At 68.5% G+C, this 26,664-nt stretch carries 29 protein-coding genes; 10 read left to right on the top strand and 19 right to left on the bottom strand.

Features of this window, described 5'->3' with window-relative positions; all coding sequences use genetic code 11:
• Nucleotides 1-12 precede the first annotated feature (12 nt).
• From rplI to rpsF, 4 genes are all read right to left on the bottom strand, one after another.
• Nucleotides 13-459, bottom strand: coding sequence for a 50S ribosomal protein L9 (gene rplI / locus AB0M51_RS16660; RefSeq protein ID WP_344193736.1), 447 nt, complete (start codon nucleotides 457-459; stop codon nucleotides 13-15).
• 14 nt (nucleotides 460-473) lie between these two features.
• Entirely contained in the window at nucleotides 474-707 is a 234-nt protein-coding gene (rpsR, locus tag AB0M51_RS16655) for a 30S ribosomal protein S18 (protein ID WP_132320771.1), read from the bottom strand.
• 76 nt (nucleotides 708-783) lie between these two features.
• On the bottom strand, nucleotides 784-1,374 hold the full coding sequence (locus AB0M51_RS16650; RefSeq protein WP_363749535.1) for a single-stranded DNA-binding protein: 591 nt from the start codon (nucleotides 1,372-1,374) through the stop codon (nucleotides 784-786).
• Between the two features lie 92 nt (nucleotides 1,375-1,466).
• Nucleotides 1,467-1,757, bottom strand: a complete 291-nt coding sequence (rpsF, locus tag AB0M51_RS16645; protein WP_130386399.1) for a 30S ribosomal protein S6 — start codon at nucleotides 1,755-1,757, stop codon at nucleotides 1,467-1,469.
• A gap of 261 nt (nucleotides 1,758-2,018) precedes the next feature.
• On the opposite strand from rpsF, the gene AB0M51_RS16640 reads away from it, so the two are divergent.
• On the top strand, nucleotides 2,019-2,675 hold the full coding sequence (locus AB0M51_RS16640) for a hypothetical protein (RefSeq protein WP_363749534.1): 657 nt from the start codon (nucleotides 2,019-2,021) through the stop codon (nucleotides 2,673-2,675).
• Here AB0M51_RS16640 and AB0M51_RS16635 read toward each other — a convergent pair whose 3' ends face one another.
• Nucleotides 2,676-3,794, bottom strand: coding sequence for an MFS transporter (locus AB0M51_RS16635; RefSeq protein ID WP_363749533.1), 1,119 nt, complete (start codon nucleotides 3,792-3,794; stop codon nucleotides 2,676-2,678). It abuts the gene before it with no gap.
• Between the two features lie 94 nt (nucleotides 3,795-3,888).
• Here AB0M51_RS16635 and AB0M51_RS16630 point away from each other — a divergent pair, with 94 nt between their 5' ends.
• Both AB0M51_RS16630 and AB0M51_RS16625 read left to right on the top strand, forming a co-directional pair.
• Nucleotides 3,889-4,389: an Lrp/AsnC family transcriptional regulator gene (locus tag AB0M51_RS16630; RefSeq protein WP_344193726.1), complete on the top strand. Its 501-nt coding sequence runs from the start codon at nucleotides 3,889-3,891 to the stop codon at nucleotides 4,387-4,389.
• Nucleotides 4,390-4,419: 30 nt separating this feature from the next.
• Entirely contained in the window at nucleotides 4,420-5,223 is an 804-nt protein-coding gene (locus tag AB0M51_RS16625) for a deoxyribonuclease IV (RefSeq protein WP_344193724.1), read from the top strand.
• Here AB0M51_RS16625 and AB0M51_RS16620 read toward each other — a convergent pair.
• Complete coding sequence (locus tag AB0M51_RS16620) at nucleotides 5,216-5,782, bottom strand: hypothetical protein (RefSeq protein WP_363749532.1); 567 nt, start codon at nucleotides 5,780-5,782, stop codon at nucleotides 5,216-5,218. The genes AB0M51_RS16625 and AB0M51_RS16620 overlap by 8 nt on opposite strands.
• A 28-nt stretch (nucleotides 5,783-5,810) precedes the next feature.
• Between AB0M51_RS16620 and AB0M51_RS16615 the strand changes: the two genes are divergently transcribed.
• Nucleotides 5,811-6,341: an NUDIX domain-containing protein gene (locus AB0M51_RS16615; RefSeq protein WP_363749531.1), complete on the top strand. Its 531-nt coding sequence runs from the start codon at nucleotides 5,811-5,813 to the stop codon at nucleotides 6,339-6,341.
• On the opposite strand, the gene AB0M51_RS16610 is transcribed toward AB0M51_RS16615, so the two are convergent.
• Genes AB0M51_RS16610 through AB0M51_RS16600 form a run of 3 tightly spaced genes read right to left on the bottom strand, consistent with a single transcriptional unit; the run spans nucleotide 6,310 to nucleotide 8,826 of the window.
• Nucleotides 6,310-7,518, bottom strand: a complete 1,209-nt coding sequence (locus AB0M51_RS16610; protein WP_344193718.1) for an MFS transporter — start codon at nucleotides 7,516-7,518, stop codon at nucleotides 6,310-6,312. The genes AB0M51_RS16615 and AB0M51_RS16610 overlap by 32 nt on opposite strands.
• A 31-nt stretch (nucleotides 7,519-7,549) precedes the next feature.
• Nucleotides 7,550-8,263: an SDR family oxidoreductase gene (locus tag AB0M51_RS16605; RefSeq protein WP_363749530.1), complete on the bottom strand. Its 714-nt coding sequence runs from the start codon at nucleotides 8,261-8,263 to the stop codon at nucleotides 7,550-7,552.
• Nucleotides 8,260-8,826: a TetR/AcrR family transcriptional regulator gene (locus AB0M51_RS16600; RefSeq protein ID WP_344193714.1), complete on the bottom strand. Its 567-nt coding sequence runs from the start codon at nucleotides 8,824-8,826 to the stop codon at nucleotides 8,260-8,262. The genes AB0M51_RS16605 and AB0M51_RS16600 overlap by 4 nt, the downstream gene beginning before the upstream one ends.
• 111 nt (nucleotides 8,827-8,937) lie before the next feature.
• Between AB0M51_RS16600 and AB0M51_RS16595 the strand changes: the two genes are divergently transcribed.
• From AB0M51_RS16595 to AB0M51_RS16575, 5 genes are read left to right on the top strand one after another with little or no spacing between them, the layout of a single operon-like run.
• The gene (locus AB0M51_RS16595) at nucleotides 8,938-9,849 is read left to right on the top strand and encodes an SDR family NAD(P)-dependent oxidoreductase (RefSeq protein ID WP_363749529.1); all 912 of its coding nucleotides are present in this window, start codon (nucleotides 8,938-8,940) and stop codon (nucleotides 9,847-9,849) included.
• A 54-nt stretch (nucleotides 9,850-9,903) separates the two neighbouring features.
• On the top strand, nucleotides 9,904-11,034 hold the full coding sequence (locus AB0M51_RS16590) for a peptidoglycan bridge formation glycyltransferase FemA/FemB family protein (protein WP_344193710.1): 1,131 nt from the start codon (nucleotides 9,904-9,906) through the stop codon (nucleotides 11,032-11,034).
• A gap of 4 nt (nucleotides 11,035-11,038) precedes the next feature.
• A complete protein-coding gene (locus AB0M51_RS16585) occupies nucleotides 11,039-12,040 on the top strand; it encodes an alanine racemase (RefSeq protein WP_344193708.1) in 1,002 nt (333 codons plus the stop codon).
• 34 nt (nucleotides 12,041-12,074) lie between these two features.
• Nucleotides 12,075-12,797, top strand: coding sequence for a methyltransferase domain-containing protein (locus AB0M51_RS16580; RefSeq protein WP_344193706.1), 723 nt, complete (start codon nucleotides 12,075-12,077; stop codon nucleotides 12,795-12,797).
• A gap of 10 nt (nucleotides 12,798-12,807) precedes the next feature.
• Nucleotides 12,808-13,179 (top strand): VOC family protein, encoded by a 372-nt coding sequence (locus AB0M51_RS16575; RefSeq protein WP_344193704.1) that lies wholly within the window; start codon nucleotides 12,808-12,810, stop codon nucleotides 13,177-13,179.
• Between the two features lie 23 nt (nucleotides 13,180-13,202).
• Here AB0M51_RS16575 and AB0M51_RS16570 read toward each other — a convergent pair whose 3' ends face one another.
• Nucleotides 13,203-14,402: an NAD-dependent epimerase/dehydratase family protein gene (locus tag AB0M51_RS16570; protein WP_363749528.1), complete on the bottom strand. Its 1,200-nt coding sequence runs from the start codon at nucleotides 14,400-14,402 to the stop codon at nucleotides 13,203-13,205.
• Nucleotides 14,403-14,514: 112 nt separating this feature from the next.
• On the opposite strand from AB0M51_RS16570, the gene AB0M51_RS16565 reads away from it, so the two are divergent.
• Nucleotides 14,515-14,976, top strand: a complete 462-nt coding sequence (locus AB0M51_RS16565; protein WP_344193700.1) for a GtrA family protein — start codon at nucleotides 14,515-14,517, stop codon at nucleotides 14,974-14,976.
• Here the strand turns inward: AB0M51_RS16565 and AB0M51_RS16560 are convergent.
• From AB0M51_RS16560 to AB0M51_RS16520, 9 genes are all read right to left on the bottom strand, one after another.
• Nucleotides 14,888-17,134 (bottom strand): glycosyltransferase family 2 protein, encoded by a 2,247-nt coding sequence (locus AB0M51_RS16560; protein WP_344193698.1) that lies wholly within the window; start codon nucleotides 17,132-17,134, stop codon nucleotides 14,888-14,890. The genes AB0M51_RS16565 and AB0M51_RS16560 overlap by 89 nt on opposite strands.
• Entirely contained in the window at nucleotides 17,131-18,030 is a 900-nt protein-coding gene (locus tag AB0M51_RS16555) for an NAD-dependent epimerase/dehydratase family protein (RefSeq protein ID WP_344193696.1), read from the bottom strand. The genes AB0M51_RS16560 and AB0M51_RS16555 overlap by 4 nt, the downstream gene beginning before the upstream one ends.
• A 53-nt stretch (nucleotides 18,031-18,083) precedes the next feature.
• Nucleotides 18,084-19,145 carry an HD domain-containing protein gene (locus AB0M51_RS16550; protein ID WP_363749527.1) on the bottom strand — a complete coding sequence of 354 codons (1,062 nt, stop codon included), beginning with the start codon at nucleotides 19,143-19,145 and terminating at the stop codon, nucleotides 18,084-18,086.
• Nucleotides 19,093-19,422: a hypothetical protein gene (locus tag AB0M51_RS16545; protein ID WP_363749526.1), complete on the bottom strand. Its 330-nt coding sequence runs from the start codon at nucleotides 19,420-19,422 to the stop codon at nucleotides 19,093-19,095. The genes AB0M51_RS16550 and AB0M51_RS16545 overlap by 53 nt, the downstream gene beginning before the upstream one ends.
• A 73-nt stretch (nucleotides 19,423-19,495) precedes the next feature.
• Entirely contained in the window at nucleotides 19,496-19,828 is a 333-nt protein-coding gene (locus tag AB0M51_RS16540) for a hypothetical protein (protein WP_363749525.1), read from the bottom strand.
• 14 nt (nucleotides 19,829-19,842) lie between these two features.
• Nucleotides 19,843-20,796: a hypothetical protein gene (locus tag AB0M51_RS16535; RefSeq protein WP_363749524.1), complete on the bottom strand. Its 954-nt coding sequence runs from the start codon at nucleotides 20,794-20,796 to the stop codon at nucleotides 19,843-19,845.
• Between the two features lie 530 nt (nucleotides 20,797-21,326).
• A complete protein-coding gene (locus AB0M51_RS16530) occupies nucleotides 21,327-24,002 on the bottom strand; it encodes an ATP-binding protein (protein WP_363749523.1) in 2,676 nt (891 codons plus the stop codon).
• Nucleotides 23,999-25,813, bottom strand: coding sequence for a hypothetical protein (locus tag AB0M51_RS16525; RefSeq protein WP_344193684.1), 1,815 nt, complete (start codon nucleotides 25,811-25,813; stop codon nucleotides 23,999-24,001). The genes AB0M51_RS16530 and AB0M51_RS16525 overlap by 4 nt, the downstream gene beginning before the upstream one ends.
• Nucleotides 25,806-26,420: a hypothetical protein gene (locus AB0M51_RS16520; RefSeq protein WP_344193682.1), complete on the bottom strand. Its 615-nt coding sequence runs from the start codon at nucleotides 26,418-26,420 to the stop codon at nucleotides 25,806-25,808. The genes AB0M51_RS16525 and AB0M51_RS16520 overlap by 8 nt, the downstream gene beginning before the upstream one ends.
• Between the last annotated feature and the right edge of the window lie 244 nt (nucleotides 26,421-26,664).

Here is a 26,664-nt window from a genome sequence, read left to right as displayed (position 1 = left end):
ACGGCGAGGACGTCAGCCGGCTGCGACCTCGAGGCGGACCGTGGCGGCCACCTCCGGGTGCAGCTGGACGGCGACCTGGTGCTTGCCGGTGGTCTTGATCGGCGAGCCGATCGCGATCGCCCGCTTCTCGACCAGCGGGCCGCCGGCGGCCTTGATCGCACCGGCGATGTCGGCCGGGGTGACCGAGCCGAACAGCCGGCCGGTGTCACCCGCCTTGACCGCCAGCTTCACGGCAAGCTGCTCGAGCTGGTTCTTGACCTCGCTCGCGTGCTCCTTGCCCTGGATCGCCCGGGCGTCACGCGCCCGCTTGATCGTCTGGATCTGCTTCTCCGCACCGCGGGTCCAGCCGATGGCCAGGCCGCGCGGGACGAGGTAGTTCCGGCCGTAGCCGTCCTTGACCTCGACGATGTCGCCGGGGGCTCCGAGGCCCTCGACCTCCTGAGACAGGATGAGCTTCATGGTCCGCGCCTCCCTCAGCGAGCCGTGCTCGTGTACGGCAGCAGGGCCACCTCACGAGCGTTCTTGATAGCGGTGGCCACGTCGCGCTGGTGCTGCACGCAGTTCCCGGTCACCCGGCGGGCGCGGATCTTGCCGCGGTCCGAGATGAACTTCCGCAGCAGCGCGGTGTCCTTGTAATCGACGTACGTCGCCTTGTCCTTGCAGAAGCCGCAGACCTTCTTCTTCGGCTTCCGAACGATCTTGGCCATTGTGGTGCTCTCTTCCTATTTCCAGAGCCCGGCAGGACTGCCGGAATGGTCGCTGACTAGTGGTGTTGCGGGCCGGTCAGAACGGAGGCTCCTCCATCGAGCCGCCGCCCTGGCTGGCCCAGGGGTCGTTCTGCTGGGCGGACTGACCGCCGCCGCCCTGCGGGGTTGCCCAGGGGTCGTTCTGAGGAGCGCTGCCGCCCTGACCGCCGCCGTAGCCGCCGCCTTGGTTGCCACCGCCCCCTTGGTAGCCGCCACCCTGGTTGCCGCCACCGCCGAAGCCACCGCCACCGCCACCGTCGGAACGGGAGGTCTTGGAGATCTTCAGCGTCGCGTACCGCATGCTGGCGCCGATCTCCTCGACGTCACACTCGAACACGGTGCGCTTGTTCCCGTCGCGGTCGTCGTAGCTGCGCGCCTTCAGACGCCCGTGCACGACGACCCGGGAACCGCGGGTGAGCGACTCGGCAACGTTCTCGGCGACCTGCCGCCACACCGAACACGAGATGAAGAGGGTTTCCCCGTCCTTCCACTCGTTGCTCTGCCGATCCAGCGTCCGCGGGGTGGACGCGATGGTGAAATTCGCCACCGCGGCCCCTGAGGGCGTGAATCGCAGCTCCGGGTCACCCGTGAGGTTTCCGATCAGGGTGATGGGTGGTTCGCCTGCCATTGCCGTTCCTCCTGCTATCGGGTGTGGCTGTGTCTACAGCTATTGGTATCGGCTGGAGCCGACAGTACCGATGGCTGCTGACGACCCCAGGTTCAGTGCTGGTCCGGCCGGATGACCTTGGTGCGCAGGATCGACTCGTTCAGCGTGAGCTGACGGTCGAGCTCCTTCACGACCGCCGGCTCAGCGGTCAGGTCGACGACGGCATAGATGCCTTCGGACTTCTTCTTGACGTCATAAGCGAGCTTGCGACGACCCCAGATGTCGAGCTTCTCGACCGTGCCACCTTCCTTGCGGACGATGTTCAGGTACTGGTCGATGGACGGCTCCACGGTGCGCTCATCGAGCTCCGGGTCGAGGATCACCATGACTTCGTAACGACGCATGCGCGAACTCCACCTCCTTCGGACTTGGCGGCCACGGTCTCTCCGTGGCAGGAGGGCGATGCGGTTGCGCTCCGCGCCGGCAATTGCCACCGGCGCCAAGCAACGAGCCCGGTCGATGGACCGGGCCACACCGAAAAGAGTACCAGCGTTCGGACTGGCCCTTGAACATATCCACAGGCCTGTTGCCCCAACCGGCCAACGCCTGGCCGGACGGGGCCACCCCCGGCTGCCGAGGGGTCCGGTGGCGCCACGGTGGTGAGCATGAGTCCAGAGAGCGACTACCAGCGCAAGGCCAGGCTGGAACGCGCGGCGAGGAAGAAGGCGCACGAGAAGCAACGGGCGCGGGAGCGACAGGCGCTCGACCGGGCCGAGAGCATCGCGCGGGACCGCACTGATCCCGAGCAGCACCAGCATCTCGCGGAGGCCCGGCGGCGGATCGAGGAACGGGAAGGCCGGATCGGCAGGGAGCTGCACCGGGCGCTCGAGGACCGCATCAAGAACGGCCCGAACCAGCTGGGCAAGGGCAGCGTGCAGCGCCTCGTCGGCCTGGGGAACCGGATGTTCGGAGACGGCCGGACCGCCGTCGACCTGGCGCAGTCGATGATCTCGTACGGCAAGCAACTGGAAGAGACGTGGAAGGCGTTCGGGAGCTACACGCCGCCGCAGCCGGTGAAGGAGAACCGGGCACAGGAGCTGGAGCGGGCGCAGCGGGAACGTGAGCAGCGGGATCGAGAGGCGCGCGAGCGGAACATCGCGCAGATACAGCACCTGATGAGCGTGACGTACGGGGATGCCTCGACCTTCGGGAAGCTCACGCCGGAGCAGGTCCGGGAGCACGAGGAACGCACGCGGTCGCGGGTGCGGGACGCGCGGGAGCTGGGTGGACGCGAGAGAGGACGCGGCGGGCGCGGGGACTGATCACCCTGCGTCAACAAGAGTCACACGCTGACGCAGTACGAGGACCAGCAGCGGCACGGCGATCGTGAGTGAGACTGCGGCCAGGACAGGGAACCCGCCGAGCGTGAACAGCCACGGGGATGCGGCTGTGGCCAGCGCCGACACGGTCCAGATCGACGACTCCACGCGACTCTCCAGCGCGGCCGATCCGAGCTGGGCGCTGCCGCCGAGGTAGCAGAGGTTCCAGGCGTACCCCAGTAAGAACAGCGACGGTGTGAAGGCCATACCGGTCCGTGTGACCAGTACGGCGGCTGCCAGCAGGCCCATGAGTCCAGCGAGCGTCACGACCCGCGGTCCGAAGCGGTCGATGCACCAGCCCGTCAGCGGCGACAGCGCGAACATCCCCAGGGTGTGGACAGACAACATCACCCCGAGCACGCCCAGGCCGTCGTGGTGCAGGTGGGTGTGGACGGGAACGGCTGTCATGACCGAGACCATCACCACCTGCCCCACAACCATCACTCCGGCAGCCAGCAGCACGGAGCGCCCGCTGGCTGCTGCGTGGACCTGTGGTGCGTCAGTTGGCTTGGTACGGCGGATGTACGTGGCTGCGACCAGGGCCGAGAAGACTGCGGCCAGTGCTAGCAAGAACGGCCCTGTGATCGCCGGGAGGCCAACGCTGGATGCAGCGGACTGGGACGGTGCCATGAGGAACGGTTCGCCCGCCGCACCGAGCGTGCTGCCCCAGACCACGGTGCTCATCGCACGTGCTCTGCGAGCAGGCGATACGGCATCTGCGGCGGCGTACCGGGACAAGAGGCTCGCGGAGTTGCCCACACCGAGCAGGAGCATGCCCACGAAGAGCAGCACGACCGGTGCGCCCGCAGCCGCGAGTACGGTGCACGCCCCGCCTGCCACGCCGACGCCGTACCCGATCCGGAGGGCCTGGGCGCGACTGAGCCGCGCTGTCCACCGGCCGAGCAGCATGGCGCCAACCGCTGTACCCAGGACGCCGGCGGTGTTGGGCAAACCGGCCAGTGCCGGGCCGAGGTCGTCGGCGATGAGAATCGCGCTGACCGCACTCGCAGCGGCCATCGCGGCCTGCATCAGGGCGGCGGCGAGAACGACAGGGATCAACATGTCGACAACGCTAGAAAGGCCGCGCCTCGGGATGAATGCTCGAAACAAGGCATTCGGGCTTGCGCACTGCCGATATCGAAGGTGTTCTGAGGAGATGACCTTTCAGGAGCGTGAACTGGACGCCACCGACTGGCAGATCCTCGCCGCCCTGCAGTCCGACGGCCGCCTGTCGTTCAACCAGCTCGGCAAGCGCGTCAACCTCTCCCCGCCTGCGGTCGCCGACCGGGTACGGCGACTGGAAGAGGCGGGCGTGATCACCGGCTACCACGCCGAGGTGGACCCGGCCCGCGCCGGCCAGCCGCTCTCGGCCTTCGTCCAGATGCGCTGCACGACCGGCCGCTGCCTGCTCAAGACCACCCGCGCCGAGGACTTCCCCGAAGTACTCGAGATCCACAAACTCAGTGGCAACTCCTGCTCGATGCTCCGGGTCCGGGTCACGTCGATGCAACACCTCGAAGGCCTCTTCGAGCGCCTCGGCGAACACGGCGAGATGAACACCCACATCGTCCTCTCCACAGAGTTCGAAGGCCGCCCGGTCCAGCCGCCCGCCCCCAGCCAACGCCAGGTCACCCGCTCGCCCGGCTGGGGTTCGTGAACTGTCGGTCGGCGGTTCTAGGGTGGAGGCATGACTGTGAAGCTCGGTGCGCATGTGGACCAGGAGGACCCGTTGGCGGAGGCCGCCGATCGGGGTGCCGACCTGGTGCAGTTCTTCCTGGGGGATCCGCAGGACTACAAGGCGCCCAAGCTCGCGTACGCCGACGGTGAGGACGCGCTGAAGGAGCGGGCCGCCGCGGCGGGCGTGGACCTGTACGTGCACGCGCCGTACCGGTTGAACGTCGCGAACACGAACAACCGGATCCGGATCCCGAGCCGGAAGCTGCTGCAGCAGACGCTGGACAAGGCCGCCGAGATCGACGTCAAGGGCGTGATCGTGCACGGCGGGCACGTCGGGGACGAGGACGATCCGGAGGCCGGGTTCGACAACTGGCGCAAGTGCATCGAGCGGGCCGAGCTGCCGGTGCCGCTGCTGATCGAGAACACAGCCGGCGGGGAGAACGCGATGGCCCGGCAGCTGGAGCGGATCGAGCGGCTGTGGGAGGCGGTGCAGGCGTCCGGCAACGACCGGTTGGAGAACGTCGGCTTCTGCCTGGACACGTGCCACTTCCACGCGGCCGGCGAGGAGCTTCCGACGATCGTCGAGCGGGTGCTGGCCATCACCGGGCGGATCGACCTGGTGCACGCGAACGGGTCACGCGACGAGTTCGGCTCGGGCGCGGACCGGCACAGCAACTTCGAGGACGGGCACATCGACCCGGCCGACATCGTCGCGGTCGTCCAGGCGGCGGGTGCCCCGGTCGTCGTCGAGACGCCGAACGCGGACAACGGCCAGAAGACCGACCTCGACTATCTCCGGGCGCACCTCACGTAGCCGGGTCCGCGTCCGTCGGCGGCTTCGTCCGGTCGGTGCCGTACATCCAATAGGTCAAGGCCCACGGCAGCGCAAGCGCCAGGGCTGCCTTGTGGCTGGTCGGGATGAGCAGGCCGAAGACCACCGCAACCACGACGACCACGGTGCTCAGCTGGAAGAGGTCGAACCGGCCGAGCAGCCGGGTTCGCAGCGTGGCCTTGTCGAGCGCGCAGAGGAAGTACCCGGCTACGAGTGCGGCCAGGCACAGGTAGGTCAGCACCACGCTGAGCCAGCCGACGACTCCGAAGGGCTTCTGGGACTGCGCGATGTCGGAGAGCAGGAACGCGCCCGCGAGGACTGTCAGCCAGCCGCACGTCCACAGGAACGTGCGCACCATCCGGCGGGCTTTCTCCTCCGGAGTCTCCTCCGGCTCAGCCTCGGCAGCGGCCGCAGTGTCAGTCGACTCGGCCGGCGGCTGGTCCGGCGCTGTGCCGTCCAGCTCGGCCTTCCCGTTCAGCTCCGCTTTGGAGGTGTCGCCGGAATCGGCGGCCGGGGCGGGCTCGGGATCTGACTGGGCCATGGCAGCGACGGTAGCGCAGAATGAGGTTATGCAGCCCTGGGCGGAGCAGTTCCCCGACCTGTTCGCACCGGGGCACTGGGAGTGGGGCGAGCTGGACGTTCGGTACACCGTGGAGCAACCGCCGGACGAGCTGATCAGCAACGTGCACGTGGTCTGCCGGACGGCCGACGGAGTGGTTGTCTGCACCAACGATCTCGGCTGGCGCTTCCTGCCTGGCGGGACCCGTGAACCGGGCGAGACGATCCAGCAGCTCGTCGAGCGTGAGCTGCTCGAGGAGGCGGGTGCGCGGCTCACCGGCCCGCTCACCTGGCTCGGTGCGCACCGTGCCGACCATCGCCGCCCGGCGCCGTACCGTCCGCATCTGCCGCACCCGGTGTCGTACTGGGCGAACTACGTCGCGGACGTCGTGATCGAGCAGCCGCCGACGAATCCGCCCGACGGCGAGCAGGTCACCGACGTCCTGGTGCTGCCGCCGGACGAGGCGGCCAAGTATCTCGACGGCCAGGTCGAGGAGGTCGGCTCGGTCGTCAGGCTGGCTCAGGCAATGCAGCTGGTTTAGCCGCCTTCCACGGCAGCAGTACGGCGCTCAGCGTGCAGCAGATGCCAGCGACCCAGAGCGCGCCGCGCATGCCGACCAGCGTCGCTAGCACTCCGCCGAGCGCCATGAACGCGGGCTGCACACATCGCGAGCTGATCGACCACGACCCGACCACGCGCGCCATGAACCCGTCTTCGGTGACCTCCATCCGGTACGTCGTGAACGACGGGTTGAACGCCCCCGCTCCGACGAGCAGCGCCGTCTCCCCAAGGGTGAGCACGACGAACCCGCCCCACCCGTGCGGCGCCAGCGGGAACAGCAACAGCCAAGGGGCCCGCAGTACGCCGAAGACGAGCAGCATCCAGTGCAGGCCGTAGCGTTTCGTCAACCGTGGCGCCAACCGCGCACCGATCACCCCGCCGATGCAGGAGACCCCGAGCATGACGCCGTAGCTCCACGGAGCCAGGCCCAGGTCGCGCAGCATGAACACCGTCAGCAACGGCGACGTCATCATCACCGCGCCGCCGAACAGTTGCGCGTTCCAGAACAGCGCACGCAGGCCGCGATGTCCCAGGATGTACCGCCAGCCGGCCGTGATGTCGCGCTTGCCCTCGCGCTTCACCGGCTCCGGCTCGGGCTGCTGGATCCGCCGGATGCCGAGCGCCGACCCGAGGAACGACACCGCGTCGACCGCGAGGGTCATGGTCGCGCCGACCAGACTGACGAGCGCGCCGCCGAGCGCCGGGCCGACGCTCAGCGAGACCCAGTTGGTCTGCTCGAACCGGCTGTTCGCCTCGGCCCGCCCCGCCGCCGGGACCAGCGCCTTCAGGTGCGCCCCGCTCGCCGCCTGGAACGCGATCGTCCCGGCCGCCTGCAGCACACCCGCCACGCACAGGTGCGCATACGTCAGTACGCCGAACGCCGCCGCGACCGGCACCGACGCCAAGGCCACGAACCGCACGAGGTCCGACGCGATCATCACCGGCCGCTTGTGCCGCTGCTCGATGAAGTCGCCCATCGGCAACGCGAGCGCCGCGCCGGCCAGCGCCGACAACGCGGCGAGCAACGAGACCTGAAAGGTCGTGGAGTCCAGGGCGAGTACGGCGACCAACGGCAACGCGCCGAGTCCGACCGCCGATCCGAACGCACTGACCGTGAACGCGACCCACAACCGCCGGAAGTCTCGACCCAAAGACACCCCGCGATCGTAGGGGTCGGCACGGACAGAATCAGCGCAGGTTCAGGCCGCCGTCGAGCAGGATGACTTCCCCGGTCAGGTAGGAGTTGTGGACAACTGCCGAGATCAGGTCCGCGACGTCCGCGGGTTGCGCCGCGCGCCGCATCGGGCTCGAGGTTTTCCACAGGTCCTGGGCTTCGGTCCACGACTCGGTGAGCGGCGTGTCGACGAGGCCCGGCGCGACCGCGTTCACCCGGACGTCGGGGCCGAGCGCGGCGGCGAGCAACTTGGTCACGTGGTTCAGCGCCGCCTTCGACGCGGCGTACGCGATCGAGCTGCCCTTCGGCCGGATGCCGGCATGGCTCGTGACGTTGAGGATGCACCCGCCCGACGAGCGCAACGCAGGCAGGGCCGCCGTACACAGGAGCCATGGCGCGATCAGGTTCACGTCGAGCAGCTGCCGCCAGTCGGAGGCGGTGAGTGCGTCGAGGTCCGCGTGCGGGACCGGCCAGCTGATGCCGGCGTTGTTCACCAGTACGTCGAGCCGCCCGTGCGCGGCCAGCACGTCCGGTACGAGCGCCGCGGCGGCCGTGTCGTCGGAGAGATCGGCCTGGTGGTACGTCCCGCCGAGCTCCGCGGCCAGCTTCTCTCCGGCGGACCGGGTCGACCGCGAGTGCACCGCGACGGTCATCCCGTCCGCGGCCAGTCGCCGTACGGTCGCCTCGCCGATTCCGGAGGTCGACCCGGTGACGAGCGCGACCTTCACGCGCCGTACCGGAGACCGTCGAGGAGCAGGTTGAGCAGGCGGTCGGCCTGTTCGCGACGCCCGCCCGCGGCCAGTCCGACACCGCTCAGGCTCAGCAGTACGTCGTCGGCGGTCACGTCGGACCGCAACTCACCGGAGGCCGCGCCCGCGTCGAGCAGCGGTGTGATCGCACCGACCAGCAGGTCGCGGCTCTGCGCGTACGGGTCGGCGCCCGAGGCGATCACGGCGCGCAGCGCGTCGGCCATGCCGAGCTTGCGCGCCATGTAGTCGATGAAGCGATCCATCCAGGCGCGCAGGGCCTCCGCGGGCGGCAGCTTGGCGAGGAGCTCCGGAGCGGCTTCGCAGACGGCCGCCAGCTCGCTGCGGTACGCGGCCTCGATCAGCGCCTCCCGGGTCGGGAAGTGCCGGTACAGCGTTCCGATCCCGACGCCGGCGTCCTTCGCGATCCCCTCGAGGGTCGCCTCCAGACCGCATTTCGTGAACGCCTGCGACGCGGCGGTCAGGATCTGCCCCCGGTTGCGCTGGGCGTCCGCTCGCAGCGGGCGCTCGCTCGTACTGCCCATGTCCCTCCCCTCCGGAACTCCACAACCTAGCGGAACTTGATATCCGGAGGCGCCTCCGGTTAACTCGAAGTACCGGAGGCACCTCCGGTTAATAGCATAGGACGGACTCCAATGAGCAGAATCACCACACTTTTCGGGTATGAGTCGACCGCGGCCGAGGTGATCGCCGGAGTCGACCTGACCGGTCGGCGTGCGGTCGTCACCGGCGGCGCGTCCGGGATCGGGGTCGAGACCGTCCGGGCGCTCGCCGCGGCCGGCGCCGAGGTGACCCTCGCGGTCCGGAACACCGCCGCCGGCGAGCAGGTCGCCGGGCAGATCATCGAGGACACGGGCAACAACCACGTCTTCGTCGCACCGATCGAGCTCGCCGATCGCGCCTCGGTCCGGGCGTTCGCAGAGAGCTGGACCGGGCCGCTGCACATCCTGGTCAACAACGCCGGCGTGATGGCCGAGCCGCTCAACCGGACCCCGGAAGGCTGGGAGCACCAGTTCGCCACCAACCACCTCGGGCACTTCGGTCTCGCCCTCGGTCTGCACGACGCGCTCGCGGCGGCCGGGGACGCGCGGGTCGTGTCGGTGAGCTCGAGCGCCCACCTGCGCTCCGACGTACACCTCGACGACCTGCACTTCGAGAACCGTCCGTACGAACCGTGGGCGGCGTACGGGCAGTCGAAGACCGCGAACATCCTGTTCGCCGTCGAGGGCGCCAAGCGGTGGGCCGCGGACGGGATCGCGGTCAACGCGTTGATGCCCGGCGGCATCCGGACCGCCCTGCAGCGGCACGTCCCGGCGGAGGTGCAGCAGGACTGGGATCAGTACCGCTGGAAGAGCGTCGAACAGGGCGCGGCCACGTCGGTGCTGCTGGCAGCGTCGCCGCTCGTGCAGGGCGTGACGGGCAAGTACTTCGAGGACAACAACGAGGCGCTGCCCAACGTCGCGGGAGAAAACACCGGCGTCGCGCCGTACGCCCTCGATCCGGAGTCCGCCACTCGCTTGTGGGACCTCTCCGAGAAGCTGATTTGATCAGAAACCGGCTCAGCTACGGTTAACGCGGCTGGGCCGGTAGCCTGACCCACCGTGAGTGACTTGAGCATCCGGACCATCTCGTCCGACGAGCACGCCGCGTACATCGCGGCGCAGCCGGCGGCGAGCTTCCTGCAGACGCCCGGCTGGGCCGCGGTGAAGAGCGAGTGGAAAGCGGAGTCACTCGGCTGGTACGAGCCGGGCACGCCCGGCGAGCTGGTCGGCGTCGGCCTGGTGCTCTACCGGCAGATGCCGAAGGTCAAGCGGTACCTCGCATACCTCCCGGAGGGCCCGGTCATCGACTGGGACGCGATCGACCTCGGCAGCTACCTGCGCCCGCTGGCCGCGCACCTGGCCGAGCGTGGCGCGTTCGGGATCCGGATGGGTCCGCCGGTGGCGACCCGGCGGTGGGGCGCGCAGACCATCAAGGACGCGATCGCCGGCGGGCAGCAGCCGCGGCTCGGCGACGTCCGCCCGGACGTGATCGAGCCCTCCGGCGCGACGGTCGGCGACAAGCTCCGCAAGCTCGGCTGGAAGCCGCCGCGGATCGCGGAGGGCTTCGCGGCCGGTCAGCCGCAGTACGTCTTCCAGGTGCCGCTGGCCGGCCGCACCGAGGACGACCTGCTGAAGGGCATGAACCAGCTCTGGCGGCGGAACATCAAGAAGGCCGCGAAGGCCGGCGTCGAGGTGACGCAGGGCGGGCCCGAGGACATCAAGGCGTTCCACGGGCTGTACGTCGAGACCGCCGAGCGCGACCACTTCACGCCGCGCCCGCTGCCGTACTTCGAGAAGATGTACGCCGCGATGGCCAACCAGCCGGCCGATTGCTGTGACTTCCGGATCTACAACGCCCACCACGAGGGCGACCTGGTCGCGTCGACGATCTGGGTCCGGGTCGGCGGTCACTCCTGGTACTCCTACGGTGCCAGCTCGACCGCCAAGCGGGACGTGCGCGGATCGAACGCGATCCAGTGGCGCATGATGACGGACGCACTCGCGGCGGGCGCGTCCGTGTACGACCTACGGGGCATCACCGACACCTTGGACCCGAACGACCCGCACGTCGGGCTGATCCAGTTCAAGACCGGTACCGGCGGCGAGGCCGTCGAGTACGTCGGTGAGTGGGACCTGCCGTTGAACAAGGCGCTCTACACCGCATTCGACCTCTACATGAGACGGCGTTGACACCATGCCCCTAGTCCTGCACGTCGATTCCGATCGATGGCGTGATCACCTGCGTTCCACGTGGAACCCCGACATCGTCCCGGTCGCCAAGGGCAACGGGTACGGGTTCGGGAACCCCCGGCTGTTCGCCGAGGCACGCGCGCTCGGCGCCCGGACGGTCGCGGTCGGCACGTACTTCGAGGTCCCCGCGGAGCCGCGCGAGGACGTCGTGGTGCTGTCGCCGTGGCGGCCGTTCCTGGACATGCCGAAGAGCCAGAACGTGATCCACACGGTCAGCCGGCTGGCCGACCTGGTCTCGATCCCGGCCGGCAGCCGGGTGCTGATCGAGGTGATGACATCGATGCGCCGGCACGGCATCGGCGCCCGCGAACTACGGCACACGATGCTGCTGAACGCGCTCGACCGGATCCGCTTCGAGGGCTGGTCGCTGCACTTCCCGATGGGCGCCGGCGGCACGTCGGCGAACCTCCGCGAGGCGCAGCAGCTCGCCAAGGCGGCTCTCGACGTACGGAAGAACACGCTCTGGGTGTCGCACGTACCAGCGCAGAAGCTCGGCGACATCGGCGAGGACGTGAAGCTCCGGATGGGTACCGGGCTGTGGCTCGGTGACCGCGGCGCGCTGTCGGTGAAGGCGACGGTGCTCGACGTGCATTCGGTACGCCGGGGCGAGCGCGTCGGGTACCGGCAGCGGCGGGTGAGCGGCGACGGGCACATCCTGGTCGTCTCCGGCGGTACGGCGCACGGCGTCGGGCTGGAGGCGCCGACCGGCGCGGCGACCGTCCGGCAGCGGGCGATCGCGATGGCCAAGGGCGGCCTGGACGCGGCCGGGATGGCGCTGTCGCCGTTCAGCATCGAGGGCAAGCAGCGCTGGTTCGCGGAGCCGCCGCACATGCAGGCCAGCATGCTGTTCCTGCCGTCGGCGGTGGCGCCGCCGGCCGTCGGCGACGAGGTCGACCTGGACGTCCGGTACACCACGACGACGTTCGACAAGGTGTCGATGGATTGACTTCAGGTCCACCTGAAGTTGCAGCGTGGACCGTATGAGTTATCTGGAGCGGATCGAGGAGCGGCCGGGGGCGGCCGAGGTACGCGCGGCGTCGTACCGGATGCTGGCGCTGAAACGCGGGGCGACCTGCGTCGACGTCGCGTGCGGAGCCGGTCACGCGGTCGCCGAGCTGACCCGGAAGGGTCTCAAGGTGACCGGCGTCGACGCGGACCCGGACGCGATCGCAGCGGCCCGGGAGCGTGCGCCCGGGGCGATGTTTCACGTGGCACATTCCGCCGCCCTGCCGCTCGAGGACGCGTCGATGGACGGGTACCGGGCGCTCCGGCTGTTCCACCTGCTCGAGGATCCACGCCCGACGATCGCCGAGGCCCGCCGGGTACTGCGTCCCGGCGGACGGATCGTGGTCGGCGGGCAGGACTACGGCTTCTTCCTGATCGACAGCTCCGACCAGGACCTGACCGACGTCATCCGCCTCGGCCTGGAGTCCCGCACGGTCTCCCCGCGCGCCACCCGGACGTTGCGCGACGTACTGCTCGACGCCGGGTTCCACGATGTCGAGGTCGCCGTACACACCGACGTCGTCACCGACCACCGCCTGATGGCTCCACAGCTCAAGAGCGCCGCCGAGGCAGCGGTCGCGAAAGCCTTGATCACTGAGGAGGACGCATCCGGCTGGCTGGCCGAGCAGACACGCAGAGGGCGGCGGGACCGCTTCCTGGCGGCCGCGCCGACGATTCTTGTCGGTGCCCGCCGCTAACGTGCGGAAGATGACCGAGAAATATTCGCTGAAGGGCGTAGTACTGGACGCACCCGACCCGCGTGAGCTCGGCGAGTTCTACAGCCGGCTCCTGGGGTGGGAGTTGCACGCCGACGAGGAAACCTGGGTGACGGCGACGGATCCCGACGGCACCACTGGCCTGTCGTTCCAGCTGGAGCCCGACTACCAGCCACCGAGCTGGCCGAGCCGACAGAACATCCAGCAGATGCAGCTCCATCTGGACATCAAGGTGGACGATCTGAAGGCGGCGCACGAACGCGCGATCGCGGCCGGGGCGCGGCTGATGGAGTTCCAGCCGCAGCCCGACGTCCGCGTGTACGCCGACCCTGTCGGTCACATCTTTTGCTTGTTCACCGACTGAGCCTCCCGGCGAACCAGGCGGGTTCAGCCCTGCTTCAAAGGACCCTGCCAGCGGACGGTCGGCAGCAGAGCTGCCGGGTCCACGCGGTCCTTGTTGGCCGAGACGATGTCGAACATCGACTCGATCAGCGTCTCGGACAGCAGGTGCGGCTGGAGGCCGAGGCCTACCAGGCCTGTGTGCTTGACGTTGTAGTAGTGCTCCGCCTGCTCGACCCGCGGGTTCTCCAGGTGCTCGACCTGGACCGGGCCGGGGAAGCACTCCGCGACCAGCTCGGCGAGCTGCGTCACCGAGTAGCTCTCGGTCATCTGGTTGAAGACCCGGAACTCGCCCTTGTCCGCGGGGTTCTCCACCGCGAGCCGGATGCACTCGACGGTGTCCCGGATGTCCAGGAAGCCCCGCGTCTGGCTGCCGGCGCCGTACACCGTGAGCGGCTCGCCGAGGACCGCCTGGATGGCGAACCGGTTGAGCACGGTTCCGAACACGGCGTCGTAGTCGAACCGGGTCGCCAGCCGCGCGTCCCGCACGGTCTGCTCGGTCTGCTGGCCGTACACGACACCCTGGTTTAGGTCGGTGACCCGCATCCCCCAGATCCGGCACCCGAACTCGAGGTTGTGCGAGTCGTGCACCTTGCTCAGGTGGTAGAACGAGCCCGGCTTCTTCGGGTAGAGCATCCGGTCCTTGCGGCCGTTGTGCTCGACCTCCAGCCAGCCTTCCTCGATGTCGATGTTCGGCGTCCCGTACTCGCCCATCGTGCCGAGCTTCACCAGGTGGATGTCCGGGTTGACCTCGGCGATCGCGTACATCAGGTTCAGCGTGCCGACCACGTTGTTGTGCTGCGTGTACACAGCGTGTTCGCGGTCGATCATCGAGTACGGCGCGGCCCGCTGCTCGGCGAAGTGCACGATCGCGTCCGGGTTGAACTCCTGCAGGACCCGATAGACGAAGTCCGCGTCGAGCAGGTCACCGACGTACGCCGGGATCGTCTTGCCGGAGACCTCCTTCCAGGCCTGCACCCGGGACTCGAGATCCTCGATCGGGACCAGGCTCTGGACGCCCAGCTCGCGGTCGTACCCGCGGCGGGCCATGTTGTCGAGCACAGCCGTGTCATGGCCGCGGTCGGAAAGGTGCAGAGCAGTCGGCCACCCTAGGTAGCCGTCACCGCCCAGGACGAGTACGCGCACGGTTCGGCCGCCTTCCGTCAGAAACGTCGTCAGGTCCTTCATATCCTGAGTACCCGCTCCCGTAACGTGACAGGGGTCATTTATTCGCTGGCAATCGGCTGAGAATGGCCGCCGGACTGCCGGACGCTGGTGCGGGGGTGCAGAATAGGCCCCGATGCGCGCTCTCACCAAGCTCCGGTCCCGCCGCGGCAGATTGTTGCTGTGGGCGAAGTACTCGGCGTCCTCCGTGGTCGCCACCGTGGTGAGCCAGCTCGCGTTCGCTCTCTGTTACTGGTTCGGTTCGCCGGCCATCGTCGCGACCCTGGTCGCCTGGTTCGCAGGGGCCGTTCCGAACTACGTGCTGAACCGCCGCTACACGTGGGGCCGCAGCGGTCAGAAGCTGCCGTACACGCTGATCGTGATCGGCTCCGCCGTCTCCGCGGCGCTGGTCACCTCACTGACCGACCACCTGGTGCGAGGCATCGAGTCGCACGCCTGGAAGACACTCTTGGTGACCGGTTCGTACTTCGGGACCTATGCGGTGCTGTTCATCGTGAAGTTCGTACTGTTCGATCGGCTGGTGTTCGCCAAGCCCGTCGCCGCCCCCGCCGAAGCACGTACTCCCGTAGCCACGTAGTCGTCATCACCCGCCCGTAGTTCGCGCCGTACACGATCCCCGGGCCCTTCTTGCTGCTCCCGTCGCCGCGGCGACGCATCGTCATCGGGAGCTCGACCACCCGCGCACCGAGCGCGAGCGCCCCGAGCAGCAGCTCCGACGACTGGTACTGCGGCTCACGCAGCGTCACCGCCGTCGCCAGATCGGCCCGCATCGCGCGGAACCCGAACGACGTGTCGGTCAGCTTCTTCCGGGTCAGGACCGACGCCAGTACGGCGAACACCCGGACGCCGACCCAGCGCAGCCGGCTGTCCGCGTCCTCGGCCCCGAGCCGGCGGGATCCGGTGACGAAATCGGCCCGGTCGAGCAGGATCGGCTCGAGCAGGACCTCCAGCTCGTCGTTGTCGTACTGCCCGTCCGCGTCGGTGGTGACGACGTACTGCGCTCCGCCCGCGGCCGCCAGGTGGTACCCGAGCCGGAGGGCGGCGCCCTGGCCGCGGTTCGCGGGGGCGACGCAGACGTACGCGCCGTGGTCCTTCGCGACGTCGGCGGTGTCGTCGGTCGCGCCGTCGACGACGACCAGGACGTCGACGGGCATGCCCGCGCACGTCTTGGGCATGTTCGTCAGCACCGGCCCGATCCCGGCTGCCTCGTTGTACGCCGCAATCACAACGACCACCGGGGCGAAGGTCGCGGCGGCGAGTGCCGCTGCTGCCTGGGAGTCGACGGCGTCGGGGTAGTCGGCCATCGCGGGGCGTGCCTGGTCCTTGCCCAGAATCGCCCGCAGGCCGATGGCACCTGCCAGCGGGAAGAAGACGAGCCCTGGCAACTGGTAGCGCCAGGAGAACTCGAACGCGGCTGAGCCGAGTAGCAGCACCACACCGGCTGCAGCTGGCAGTAGAGCGGCAGAGCGAAGCCCTGACGTCTTGGCGCGCCCCAACCCCGCTGCCGCCGCGAGAGCGATCAAAACGCACAACCCGAGCAGTGTGCCGGACGCGTAGCCACCGTTCAGCTGGTAGGCGCGAAGGATGACCGCAGGCACGTGAGAGACGTGCGGTTCGGCCCCTCCCCACTTCACTGCCGCTTTGGCGGTGTTGGGGTCCTTGAGGTTCGGATAGACCAGCTGGAACTGCCAGCGGTCCAGTGGTACGTCGTCAGGCGAGGTGGTCCGCGTCGGCGCGAAACCCTTCGCGAAGTCCTTCAACGCCGCCCACGTCACGTCCAACGGCTGGTGCTTGATGACGAGATGCGCGAACTCCGTGGCCAGCTGCCGCTTCGTCGTACCGGGCGGCAACGCCCCCGGCCAGTTCTTGTCGCCGTACCGGTCGTGGGCGTACTTGTCGACGCCCAGGCGCTGGCCGAGCGGCTCCTTCGGGCAGAACAACCGCGTGCCGTCATCGAGCGGCAGCTTGTCGCAATTCGCGACCGTGGCGGTCCGTCCGTACAGGATCTCGTTCTCGGCCCCGGTGAAGCCCCAGCGACCGGTGTCGATCCGGAAGTACGCGCCGTACGCGACGAAGACCAGGGCGAACCCCGCGACGGCGGCAGCGGTACGCAGTACCACGTCCGTCCGCCGTTTGCGCCAGGCGTTCCCGACCACGACCAGGTAGAGCACCACCGCGATCAGCAGCACCATGCCGATCGCGCGGACCGTGAACGCGGCACCGACGAGTACGCCGACCACCGCGGCGCGGCGCCAGCCCGGCACGCCCTTCGCGAGCAGCAGCCAGAGGATCGCCACCAGGATCACGTCGAACGTGGTCTCGGCCATGATGTTCTGCTCGATCTGCACCTGGTACGCGTCGAGCAGGATCGGCGCGGCGGCGACCGCGGACAGCCAGCGGTAGACCGTCAGCTTGCGGGCGAGCACGTAGATCACGACGCCCAGCAGCAGGCCGACGAGGTGCTGGACGATCACGACCAGCTTCAGCCCGCCGAGCCAGACCAGTGGGCCGAGGACGAAGTCGTACCCGATCGGGTTCAGCTGGTCCGGGCTGAGCTTGCCCATGTTGGTCAGGTACTGCACCGAGTCCACGTAGACGATCGCCGGCGTGTAGGCGACGGTCGCGAGGATCCGCAGTACGAGACCCAAGGTCAGGAAGACGGCGAGCAACCAGTGCGTCCGCAGCGCCTTCCGCAACGCTTTCCTCAGTGAGGCGAGGGTTACCGGCTCCCTCACTGGTTCTTGAAGTACTGCCACGTGCGGGCCAGACCGTCTTCCAGCGACACCGTCGGCTGGTACCCGAGATCGTTGGCGATGTCCACGACCACGGCCGGCATCTCGCCCGCCGGCGCCGCGATGTGCTCGGCCGGCACCGCGCACCCGGTCACCGCGCGCACCGTCTCGATCATCTCCAGCACCGACACCGACCGCCCGGAACCGATGATCGCGCGACCGTCGTACTTGCTGTCCAGCGCCAGCAGGATGCCGCTCACCACGTCGTCGATGAAGACCAGGTCCCGCCGCTGCTTGCCGTCGCCGTACACCCGCACGCCGCCGTCGCTCAGCGCGGCCCGCATCATCCGCGGCACGAAGCTGTCCTTGTGCGACATGCCCGGCCCGTACACGTTCGTGAACCGGAGCGCGGCGGTCGCCATCCCGTAGCTCCCCGAGTACGCCGAGAGCAGCATCTCGCACGCGGCCTTGGTCGCGCCGTACGGCGTCAGCGGCCGGAGCGGGAGGTTCGCGTTGATGGTCGCCGTACCGACGTCACCGACCACCGCGTTGGTGGACGCGAGCACGAACCGGTCCACACCACTGCCCCGCGCCAGCTCCAGCAGGACCTGCGTGATGGTCACGTTCTGCGCGAACGTCTGCATCGGCGCGTCCACCGACCGCAACACCGACGTCAACGCCGCCAGGTGCACCACCGCCGTCGGCCGCGTCTCGAACGCCGCAACACAGGTCTCCTGCTCCGCAAGATCCCCGGTCACCACGTGCACACCGTCGTCCCACGAGGCATCCGCCGGCTCCCGATCCACCGCAGTCACCGGCACATCCCGCTCCCGCAGAGCCGCCACCACAGCCCGCCCGATGAATCCAGAGGCCCCGGTCACCAGCACACGCTCATCCATACCGCTCAACCTACCTGCGCCGGTCCACCCCCGACCATGCTCGTCACCCGTCGTCACCGATCAAGTACTTCGAGCGCATGGGCGTACTTCTTCCGCAGCCGCTCCTGGGTCTCCGGGTCGAGCCGGCTCCGCCGCGCAGGGCTGCTGTTGTGCTCGATATCGGCCCGCTTCACCGGCACAGCTGCCGGCGTCCGAACCAGCCGGGTCAGGTAATCGTCGTGCGTCTCGTCCGGCCGCCGGGTCAGCGCGTCGACCATCTCGACCACCCGCGGCGGGACGCCCAACTCCGTCAACTGGTCGAGCGTGCAGCTCGTGTCCTCGACCGAGTCGTGCAACAGCGCCGCCATCTGCTGGTACTCGTCCGCTCCGTCCCGCCGCGCGATCTCCGCCGCCCCGCGCACGTGCAGCACGTACGGCTCACCGCTCTTGTCGACCTGCTCCCGATGCACCGCGGCCGCCAACTTGTCCGCCGCTTGCAGGTTGTCCACAGGACCCTCGAGATACGAGTACGCCGCCGCCCAGGCTGTGTACAACTCCTCCAGCCGCTTATCCACAACCGCCAACGGAACAAACCGCTCCACGGTCTCCGCGTAATACGACCGCTGCTTCCCCACCCGCGGATGCGTGTGCAACCGCTGCACGTTGCTGTACCGATCCGACAACTTCAACAACAACACGTCCCGCGGCGCCGTCGCCAACTTGTCGAGGTACGCCGCACGCCCCTCCGGCCCGATCGTCACCGCCCCCACAAACCCCGCCGTACGCTCCCCGAACCGATCCCTCAGCTCCTCGATCGTCCCGTCGGTGTCCTCCACCACGTCATGCAACAGCCCCGCCCGCAACAGATCCACATCCGTCACGCCAACCCCACCCACCAACACATCCACCACCTGCAACAAGTGCTCCCAATACGCCTCCCCCGCCGGCCGCACCTGCCCGCCATGCCACCCAACCGCCCCCTCGAACGCCACCCCCAACTCCCGAACCAAGGCCGACGGCAGCACGCCACTCAACGCCTCTTCCGCAGCACCCCACCCACTCCACCCCGCAAACACCCGCACCTCAACCACGCATCCCCCCTGACACCGCCACCGGCTCGGAGGGATAGAGCTCATGCCATAGCCACTGCAGGAATTCATCGTCGGATGCACAGTCGTACTCCGCGGCATCACTGATCGCACCTGGCCGCAAACCTTCGCGGTCGCCGCTCACCAAGCGGGACAGTTCGGCCTTGAACGTGGCCATCCGCTCCCCACCGCGTCCGGTCCTCGCCATCTCGACAAGGTCGGGGAAGTTGTCATAATACGCTTCGGGATGATAATGAGCCTGAATTACTGCCAGGAAAGTCGCGAATGGGACCGATTTATCGTCAAGCCAATACGACCTGGACACAATTATTCCTTTCGAACCTCAGGATATCAGTGGATCCCGCCCACTGTTCGACCCACGACCAACTACCGCTTCCTCACACAGCTTCACCCGGCGCCGGTTCCTGCGGATACAGCTCCGCCTGCAACCACAGGAGAAACTCGTCGTCTGTGGTCCAACTGTCACCGTCGGCCGCGAGACTGATCGCGTCGCTCGGCAGACCTTCCCGATCGCCCTTCAGTAGCCGGGAGAATTCTGCCTTGAACGTCTGCAGTTCGACGTCGTCAGCGCGATCGTTGCGTACTCGCCGCTTCAGCGCGGAGAAGTTGTCCGGATCGGCCTCGGAGTGCAGATGGGTCTGCACTACCCCCAGGAAGGTGGCAAACGGCGCATCCGGATGCTTCAGCCAGTACTCACCGGAGTAACTCACGTGAATCTCCTCAGTCATTCTTCGAAGGGACGCGGGAAGAGGGTGTAGATCCCGTACTTTTTGGCCTCGAGGTTCCGCTTGAAGACGATCTTGATGTCGCCCCCCTCGAAGGTCGGGATGGGTTCAACCTCGGGCTCGCGGAGGCCGGAGAGATCTGACCCGGTCCGCTTCGCCTGCAACCATTCTTTCCGCGCGGCCTTGGACTCTGGCCAGTTCTTGAGCCTGAAGCCTGAACAGAACTCATAACCGTCCTCGCCCAACAATTCCGTGATCGGCACGACGAGGTCACGAGGCTGCACGTTCTCGTCGAACGGAGCGTCGAGAATGGCACGTACCTTAGGGTGCTCGGCTGCCATCACGTAGACCGCAGCGAGAGCGGTCGCGTCGTGGACCCTTGTTGAGTCTTTACCGCAGTAGTGCTGCTTGGTCGGATCGAGGCCGTCGATTCCCAACTCGCGTTTCACCGGATCCGTTTGCGCGGGGTCTTCGTTGAACGCCACCCTGCGCGCCTGCAGGTCATCCGAGCCCATCGCCCCGTGCCGGATGTGGCCGTGCCCTTCCGACAGATCGATCGAGGCGTACACGCTTTGGACGATCGGCTCGCAGCGTGCCGCCGGAGCAAGCCATGGCCGAGTGTCCTTGTTGGCCGCGATGTAGGCGACGCCGGTCCGCACGTCGCGTGATGTTCGATCGCTTGCTTCGGTACGTTCGTCGGCCTGAGCGTCGGACACGTCAGGTCTGGCAGGTCGAGGCATCGTCAGCCGCTCTGGATCCCAACGGTCGAAGCGAGCCCTGACAGGCTCACCGTCAACCTCGAGGTCGACGGTGAATCCTCTCTGGTAGCTCCGCGTTTCGTCGGGCGGACTCGAGGTGTCGGTGTCTTTCCGTTCACCGATATCAGCAGCCTCGGGCGTTGTGGCTGGTTCGGGAGATGCAGCCGGTTCTTCGCGGTCCTTCGGATCGCTCACTCGTTCTTCGACTGCGTCCAGCGAGGTCTGCGGGGTCGGGGGTGTGGGCTCGTGTTCCGTGGAATGGGGGGCTGGTGTCTCGTCCGCGCTGTCGGGCTCCGCAGGCTGGTTCTGTTCCCGAGGATTGTCGACCTCGGGTCTGGCCTGGCCCCAGCCGTCGCGGTTGAAGAGGAGATGGTTGGCCATGCGCTGGCGGCGGGCGGGCGGTGGCTGGGTGTCGGAGGTGTCGGAGGTGTCGGTGGGTGGGACGTCTGGTTCGTCATGTTTGTCGACGGAAGGTCGGGGCTCGGCGTCCCTCGTAGGCCTGTCGGCGGGTTCGTCGACAAGACGGTTGGTTGGCTTCGCGTCGGATGCGCAACGAGACTCCGGAGCTGACGCGGAGGCCCGATCCATGGGTGGCTCGGCTGTTGGGGCGTCCGAAGGCGCTGGCTCGGAGGTTCGAGTCTCCGACGACGGGGCTGGCTCGCGAGTTGGGGTTTCTGGGGCGGTTGGGTCGGTGGGCTCGAGGCGGCGGTGAGCGCGGGAGTCCATCAGGGCCGCCTGTCCATCGGGTCGACCGAGCGGAAGATGTGGTGGTGCCAGTCGTCCGGGACTTTCAGGGACTTGGCGGCCTCGATGATCTGGAAGGCTCGGTCCGAGGCACTGGACAGCTTGGATGCGGCGCTGGTCAGGCGGCCGTCCCCGAAGAGCAGAGACTCTGAGGGCCGACCGGCCGACGCCTCGAGGATGCTGTCTATCTGGTCGTTGATCGAGGTGCCTGTGAGGTTCAGGCCGCGGCGACGCCACAGGTCGGTTGCCGGATGCGGTGCGTCTTGTCGGCCGTCGTAGTCGCGGAGGTCGTCGGCGATGTCGGCGTACCGATAGAAGCCTGCCTGCCACTCGGTCTCTCGTCGTTGGCAGGGTGGTTCGCGGTGCGTCAGGAGGGCAGCCGCGGTGTCTGACAGGTGTTTCGAGAGGGCCTCGGGGTCGACGTCGGCGGTGATCGCGGCGGCTCGGCCTGCTACTGCGGTGGTTATGGCTTCGGCGAGCGCGCATTGCAACTCTCGGTCCGACCAGGCGCCGGCGAGTTCGGGTGGCGCGGGTCGGGCGAGGTTCGCGAGGTGGGCGACCGTCAGGAGTTCGATCCACACGGTCACGGTCGGGTTCTCGCGGAGGATCCGAGCGGCGGTCGCGATATCTCGGACGGTGCAAGGTGTCTGCGAGCAGGAGGTTCCGCACGCGGCGGTGCGACGCGAGGCCGTGGCGACGGTGGGTGGGTGGAGAGCGCGGTGTTCGCGGGGTTCGCCGTGGGGGATGCGGAGCAGGATGGGGCGGTCCATGCCGTCGGTGAAGGTGGTGGCTTGGCCGGGTGGGAGGGAGACTACGGCTCGGGATTGGGGGGTGGTGAGGTTCATGGTGGCGCCGACGGTTTCGCGGTCGTCGGCGGCGGGGAGGCGGTGCAGGATTTTGAGGGCGGAGTTCTTGACGACGTCGGGGATGACCTTGCTGGGGATCTGTTCGGCGATCACGAGCCCTTCGCCGTACGCGCGGATCTCGGCGAGCAGGCCCGCGAACAGTTCGACCGCGTGATTGGGTTCGGTGGTTGCCTTGAGCAAGCGATGGGCTTCTTCCACGACCGTCACGTGCTGCAGCCCGGTGGCGGACGTGCGGTGCACGCGGAGGTGTTCGATCAGGCGGATCAGGACGACGCCCATGCAGAACGCCTTGTCCTGGTCGTCGCCGACGTCTTCGAGTTCGAGTACGACGTTCCGCCGCAGGAGGTCCGCGACGTCGAGGGGATGGCCGCCGCCGAGGAAGCGGCCGGGGGTGCCGAGGAGGAGCGAGGTCAGCCGGACGTCGACGAAGCCGCGGACGTCGGCGGCGAGTTCGGCGCCGTACCCGATGTCGTCGACGACCGCGCGTGCTGTGGTCTGCAGGTCCGCGAGGGTCGGGTACTGCGTGGCGCCGCTGCTGAGGGCCAGGTCCCAACCGTACGACGTGTAGCACCGGGTCAAGGCCTGACTCAGGACCTGTGGAAAAGGTTCGTGCGCTTCGAACGCGGCGAGGAACAGCGCGCGGACGAGGTCGAGGTGCGTCTGGAGGGGGAAACCCGCTTCGGGTTCGAGCGGGTTGAGGCTCAGCGGTACGGCGTCGGGGTCACCGAGCCGGATCACTGCGACCGAGGAGTCGGCGCCGAGCCGGCCGGCCATCCCGGCGTACTCCGCCTTCGCCGGCTCGATCACCAGCCAGGGGACAGAGGCCGCGCTGAGCCCTTCGAGCAGGTGCCGGATCGTCTGTGACTTGCCCGAACCAGTGGCTCCCGCGACGAACGCGTGCCGGTTGAGCGTGTCCCGCGAGACCGTCATCGGCGCGACCGCCCGACCCGCGGTGTCGATAACGTCGCCCAGCGGGATGCCGTCCGCGGGCGTCTCCGGGGTCAGGTCGAAGCGCACCTGCTCGACCGCCCGCACACCGGCGATCTCCCGCACCGGCGGTCGCGCGATCGCCGCCAGCAACTCCCCGGTCGCCTCGAACCCGGCCGCCTCGAACCCAGTCGCCTCGAACCCGGCCGAGTCCTGGACCGTGAGCGTGTACGGCGTTTCGTGCAAGTCAGCGGTAGCGCTCAAGGTGTGCGCGATCGTCCGGGCGGTCCGTTCGTCCGCGGCGCCGGCGCGGATGCGCACCGTCCACAGACCGCCCGGAGCGGCGGAGAAGTCGCGGAAGCGTGCCCGGTTCCGCTCCAGGTCGAGCGCGTCGCGCCCGGAGATCTTCTCCCGGTCCAGGCCGATCGTCATCCGCAGATGCAGGTCGTCGAGCAGTTCGGCCCGGTCCGTGATCGGCACAGCCTCGACCAGCCACGCGAACGGCGGCAGCGCCTCCGCGAGGTCCTCGAGCAACCCGGCCGGCTCGACCTCGGCCTCGGGCAAGGCGGTGAGTACGTCGTGCACGCCACCGACCTCCACCCAGTACGGGAACTCGACCGGCTCCGCCTCGACGATCCGCGCCCCGACCGGGTAGTCGTCGACGGCGGTCCGCACCTCGAGCGGGCCACCGGCCGCAGTACGGGTCCAACAGAAGCTGAAGGGCCGCCCGGCCGCGGCCTGCAACGTCAGCGCCGGCAACAGCCCGCGCCGCAACGCGGTCAGTCGCTGGGCCGCATCCGCCTCCGGCCCGCCCGCCAGCGGCACCTCGACAACCCGCGACCGCGGAATCAGCTGCGGAGTCACAGCGATCCCAGCCGCGGATCGCAGTCGCCCAGCCGCGGGCTTGCCGGGTCGAGCGGGTCGACCATCACGAACGCGGTCGGCGACAACCCCTGCAGGACGGTCGGCTCCATCGCGTACTGGTACGTACGCTGGTACCCGATCGACGTGCTCTCGGTCGTCCCGCTCGACTCCGACGTCGACGTCGACTCCGACCACGACGTACCACCAGTAGTCGACTCGGAGTACTGCTCCCCGCTCGTCTTGGACCCAGCCCGGTGCCGGCGGCTGAACAGCAACCCGAACGTCGCCTGCCGGCTGTCCGACGTCTGTACGCCGCTCGATTCGCTCGTCGACGCGCTGTTGCCGCGCGTGGTGCTGTCCGAGGTGGACACAGAGGTATTCGTCCCGTGCGAATACGTGAACTGGCTCGCCACCAACCGGTGCTGCCGCCCGATGAAGGTCGCCGCCTGCTCGGCCTCCTTCGCGTTGCCGAGCCGCATGAACAGTACGGCGTCCCCGCCGCCCAGGACCTCCACCGCGCTGTCCCGCAGATGCGCGAACAGCAGAACCAGCCGGAGCCCGTTGCGCCGGCAGATGCTGTCGAACCGCTCCAGCTCCGGCCGTGCGAACGCGTCCGCCCCCGCGATCACGACGATCCGCTCGCCGCGCCCGGACAGCTCGCCGCGCTGGATCCGGACCATGGTGATCTGGAACAGGAGGTGCCTGAGCAACGACGCGGTCAGCTCGGACTCCCGATGCGACAGCTCGAAGATCCGCAGCGAGATCTCCTCGCCGTCCCACCCGTCCATCGCCGCGTCTCCGGTGACAGCAGCCAGCCGCTGCACCCCCGCCGCCAGCCGGAACAGCCGCGCCTCAGCCGAACGCCGGGCGGATTCGCTCAGCAGGTCAGTCAACTTCGCGTACTCGGACCGGGTCAGCAGGCCGCGCTGATCCGGCGTCAGCTGCCGTAGCAGCACCTGAAACGCCAAGTGCAGCCTCTTGAACGTGACAGGCGCATCTTGAAGGCACTCGGCCACCTGCTGCACCAGGGTCGCGTCAACACCGCGAGACTCGCCCTGCTCGGGCTCTGCCGCCCGCAGCCCCTCAGCCACGACCACACCGATCTCGTCAGCGCTCAACTCAGCCAACGGGTTCAGTGAGTGCTCCGGTACGACGGACGCACGGATCGGCGCACCATGTTCCTCGGCCAGGTCCCGCAACGGCTGGACCACGGTGTCCTGTGTGAGGTCAAGAACGACCAGCCGGCCGCCCGCACTCATCAGGGACGTACCCATCGCCAGCAACGCAGCGCGCCAGCCTGCAGCGGTGCCGCCGTACAGGTCGACACGTTCCTTCGTGACTGGGCCGACAGGAACCCACGGTCGTACTGCGTCGACCTCGAGTGACCTGGTGCGCTCCCGCTCGCTCAGGTCCTGCTGCCATGCCTGTACGTCCCGCTCGAACCCGGCCATCGTGCTGACGCAGTCCGCCAGCCAGAGCTGGTGTTCCTTCACCGTTGCCCGTCGCAACAGCTCCGGTCGCCCCCAGCACAGCCACACGACACCCAACGCCACCACAGCAGGTATCAATGCCAGCAACGGCTGCACGACAACCGCGACCACGACGGTCGCTACCGCGGCACCAGCCGCAACCCACACCAGCACCGGGCGCAGCCGGTCAGCAGCAGCACGCTTGCTCTCCAACGCGGCCAGAGCCGTCGGCGGCGGTACGGCGGGAACGGGAGGGTCATGCTGCTCGACAACCACGACCTCACGCCCGCGGTACTCCCAGCCCCACTGCTCGGCTTCACGGGTTGCAACAGCCTCAGCCATGCCTGACACCGCCCAACCGCTCCAGCACCACACCGCGCGCCAGCTCTGCGAGCATCGCCTCTGCTTCTTTGACCGTCGCCGTGGCCCGGCTGACCGTGGTGTCCCGCTCCCGGTCATCGGCCGTCGTGAAGCGGCGCCGGCAACCAGCACAGTGCGTCGCGGACGTCTCCGACCAGGACCCGCAGTACGAGCAACGGCGCGCCTGGAGCATGCGCTCGGCTGTGGACAACCGTTGACGCTCCAGGAGCGCCCGCTGCCAACGGAGCTGCGCCTGCGGCAGGTACTCGACCAACTGCCGGTCGGTGAAGCTCTTGCCACCACTTGCCAGCACGGCAGCAGTCAGCCGCGCCGCCGCGTCCCGGTGCACCGCGGACGGCCTGCCGATCGGCCCGACCGTCACCAGCAGCGGGAACCACCCGAGTGTCTGCACGCGAAGCGCCGCATGGCCCTTCGTCCAGCGCAGCGACATCGTGGAGTTCTCGTCCGGGTCCCTGATCCAGCCGGCCGGGCGCAGCGCCACCTCGAACAGCGCCCGCTGCGGATCGTCCAACGAGGCGTGCGGCAGCAGCAGGTGCGTGTACTGCCGACGCACGACCTGCACCGCCACCTCGGCCTCCCCGTGAGAACGTGCGGTCTCTGCCGGACCGCGCAAGGTAACTGTAGTTACCGACTGTGCCTGTCGCAGCACGATCACGTTGCCACTTGTGGAAAACTCACGCGCCAAGGCGGACTGACTGCGACGAGGTCTTGACCGCGAGTGATCGGCGGGAGACGATTCCGGCCGGGCGCGGGCTGACAACCTTGTCATCGGGGCCGCGTACCCACACCGGCGGACGGGGGTCGCGTCGGTC

This window comes from Kribbella sp. NPDC051137 (assembly GCF_040682535.1).
GTDB classification, from domain to species: Bacteria; Actinomycetota; Actinomycetes; order Propionibacteriales; family Kribbellaceae; genus Kribbella; species Kribbella karoonensis.
Note: the sequence above shows the minus strand (reverse complement) of the source record. Positions and strands in the feature narration are given on the sequence as shown.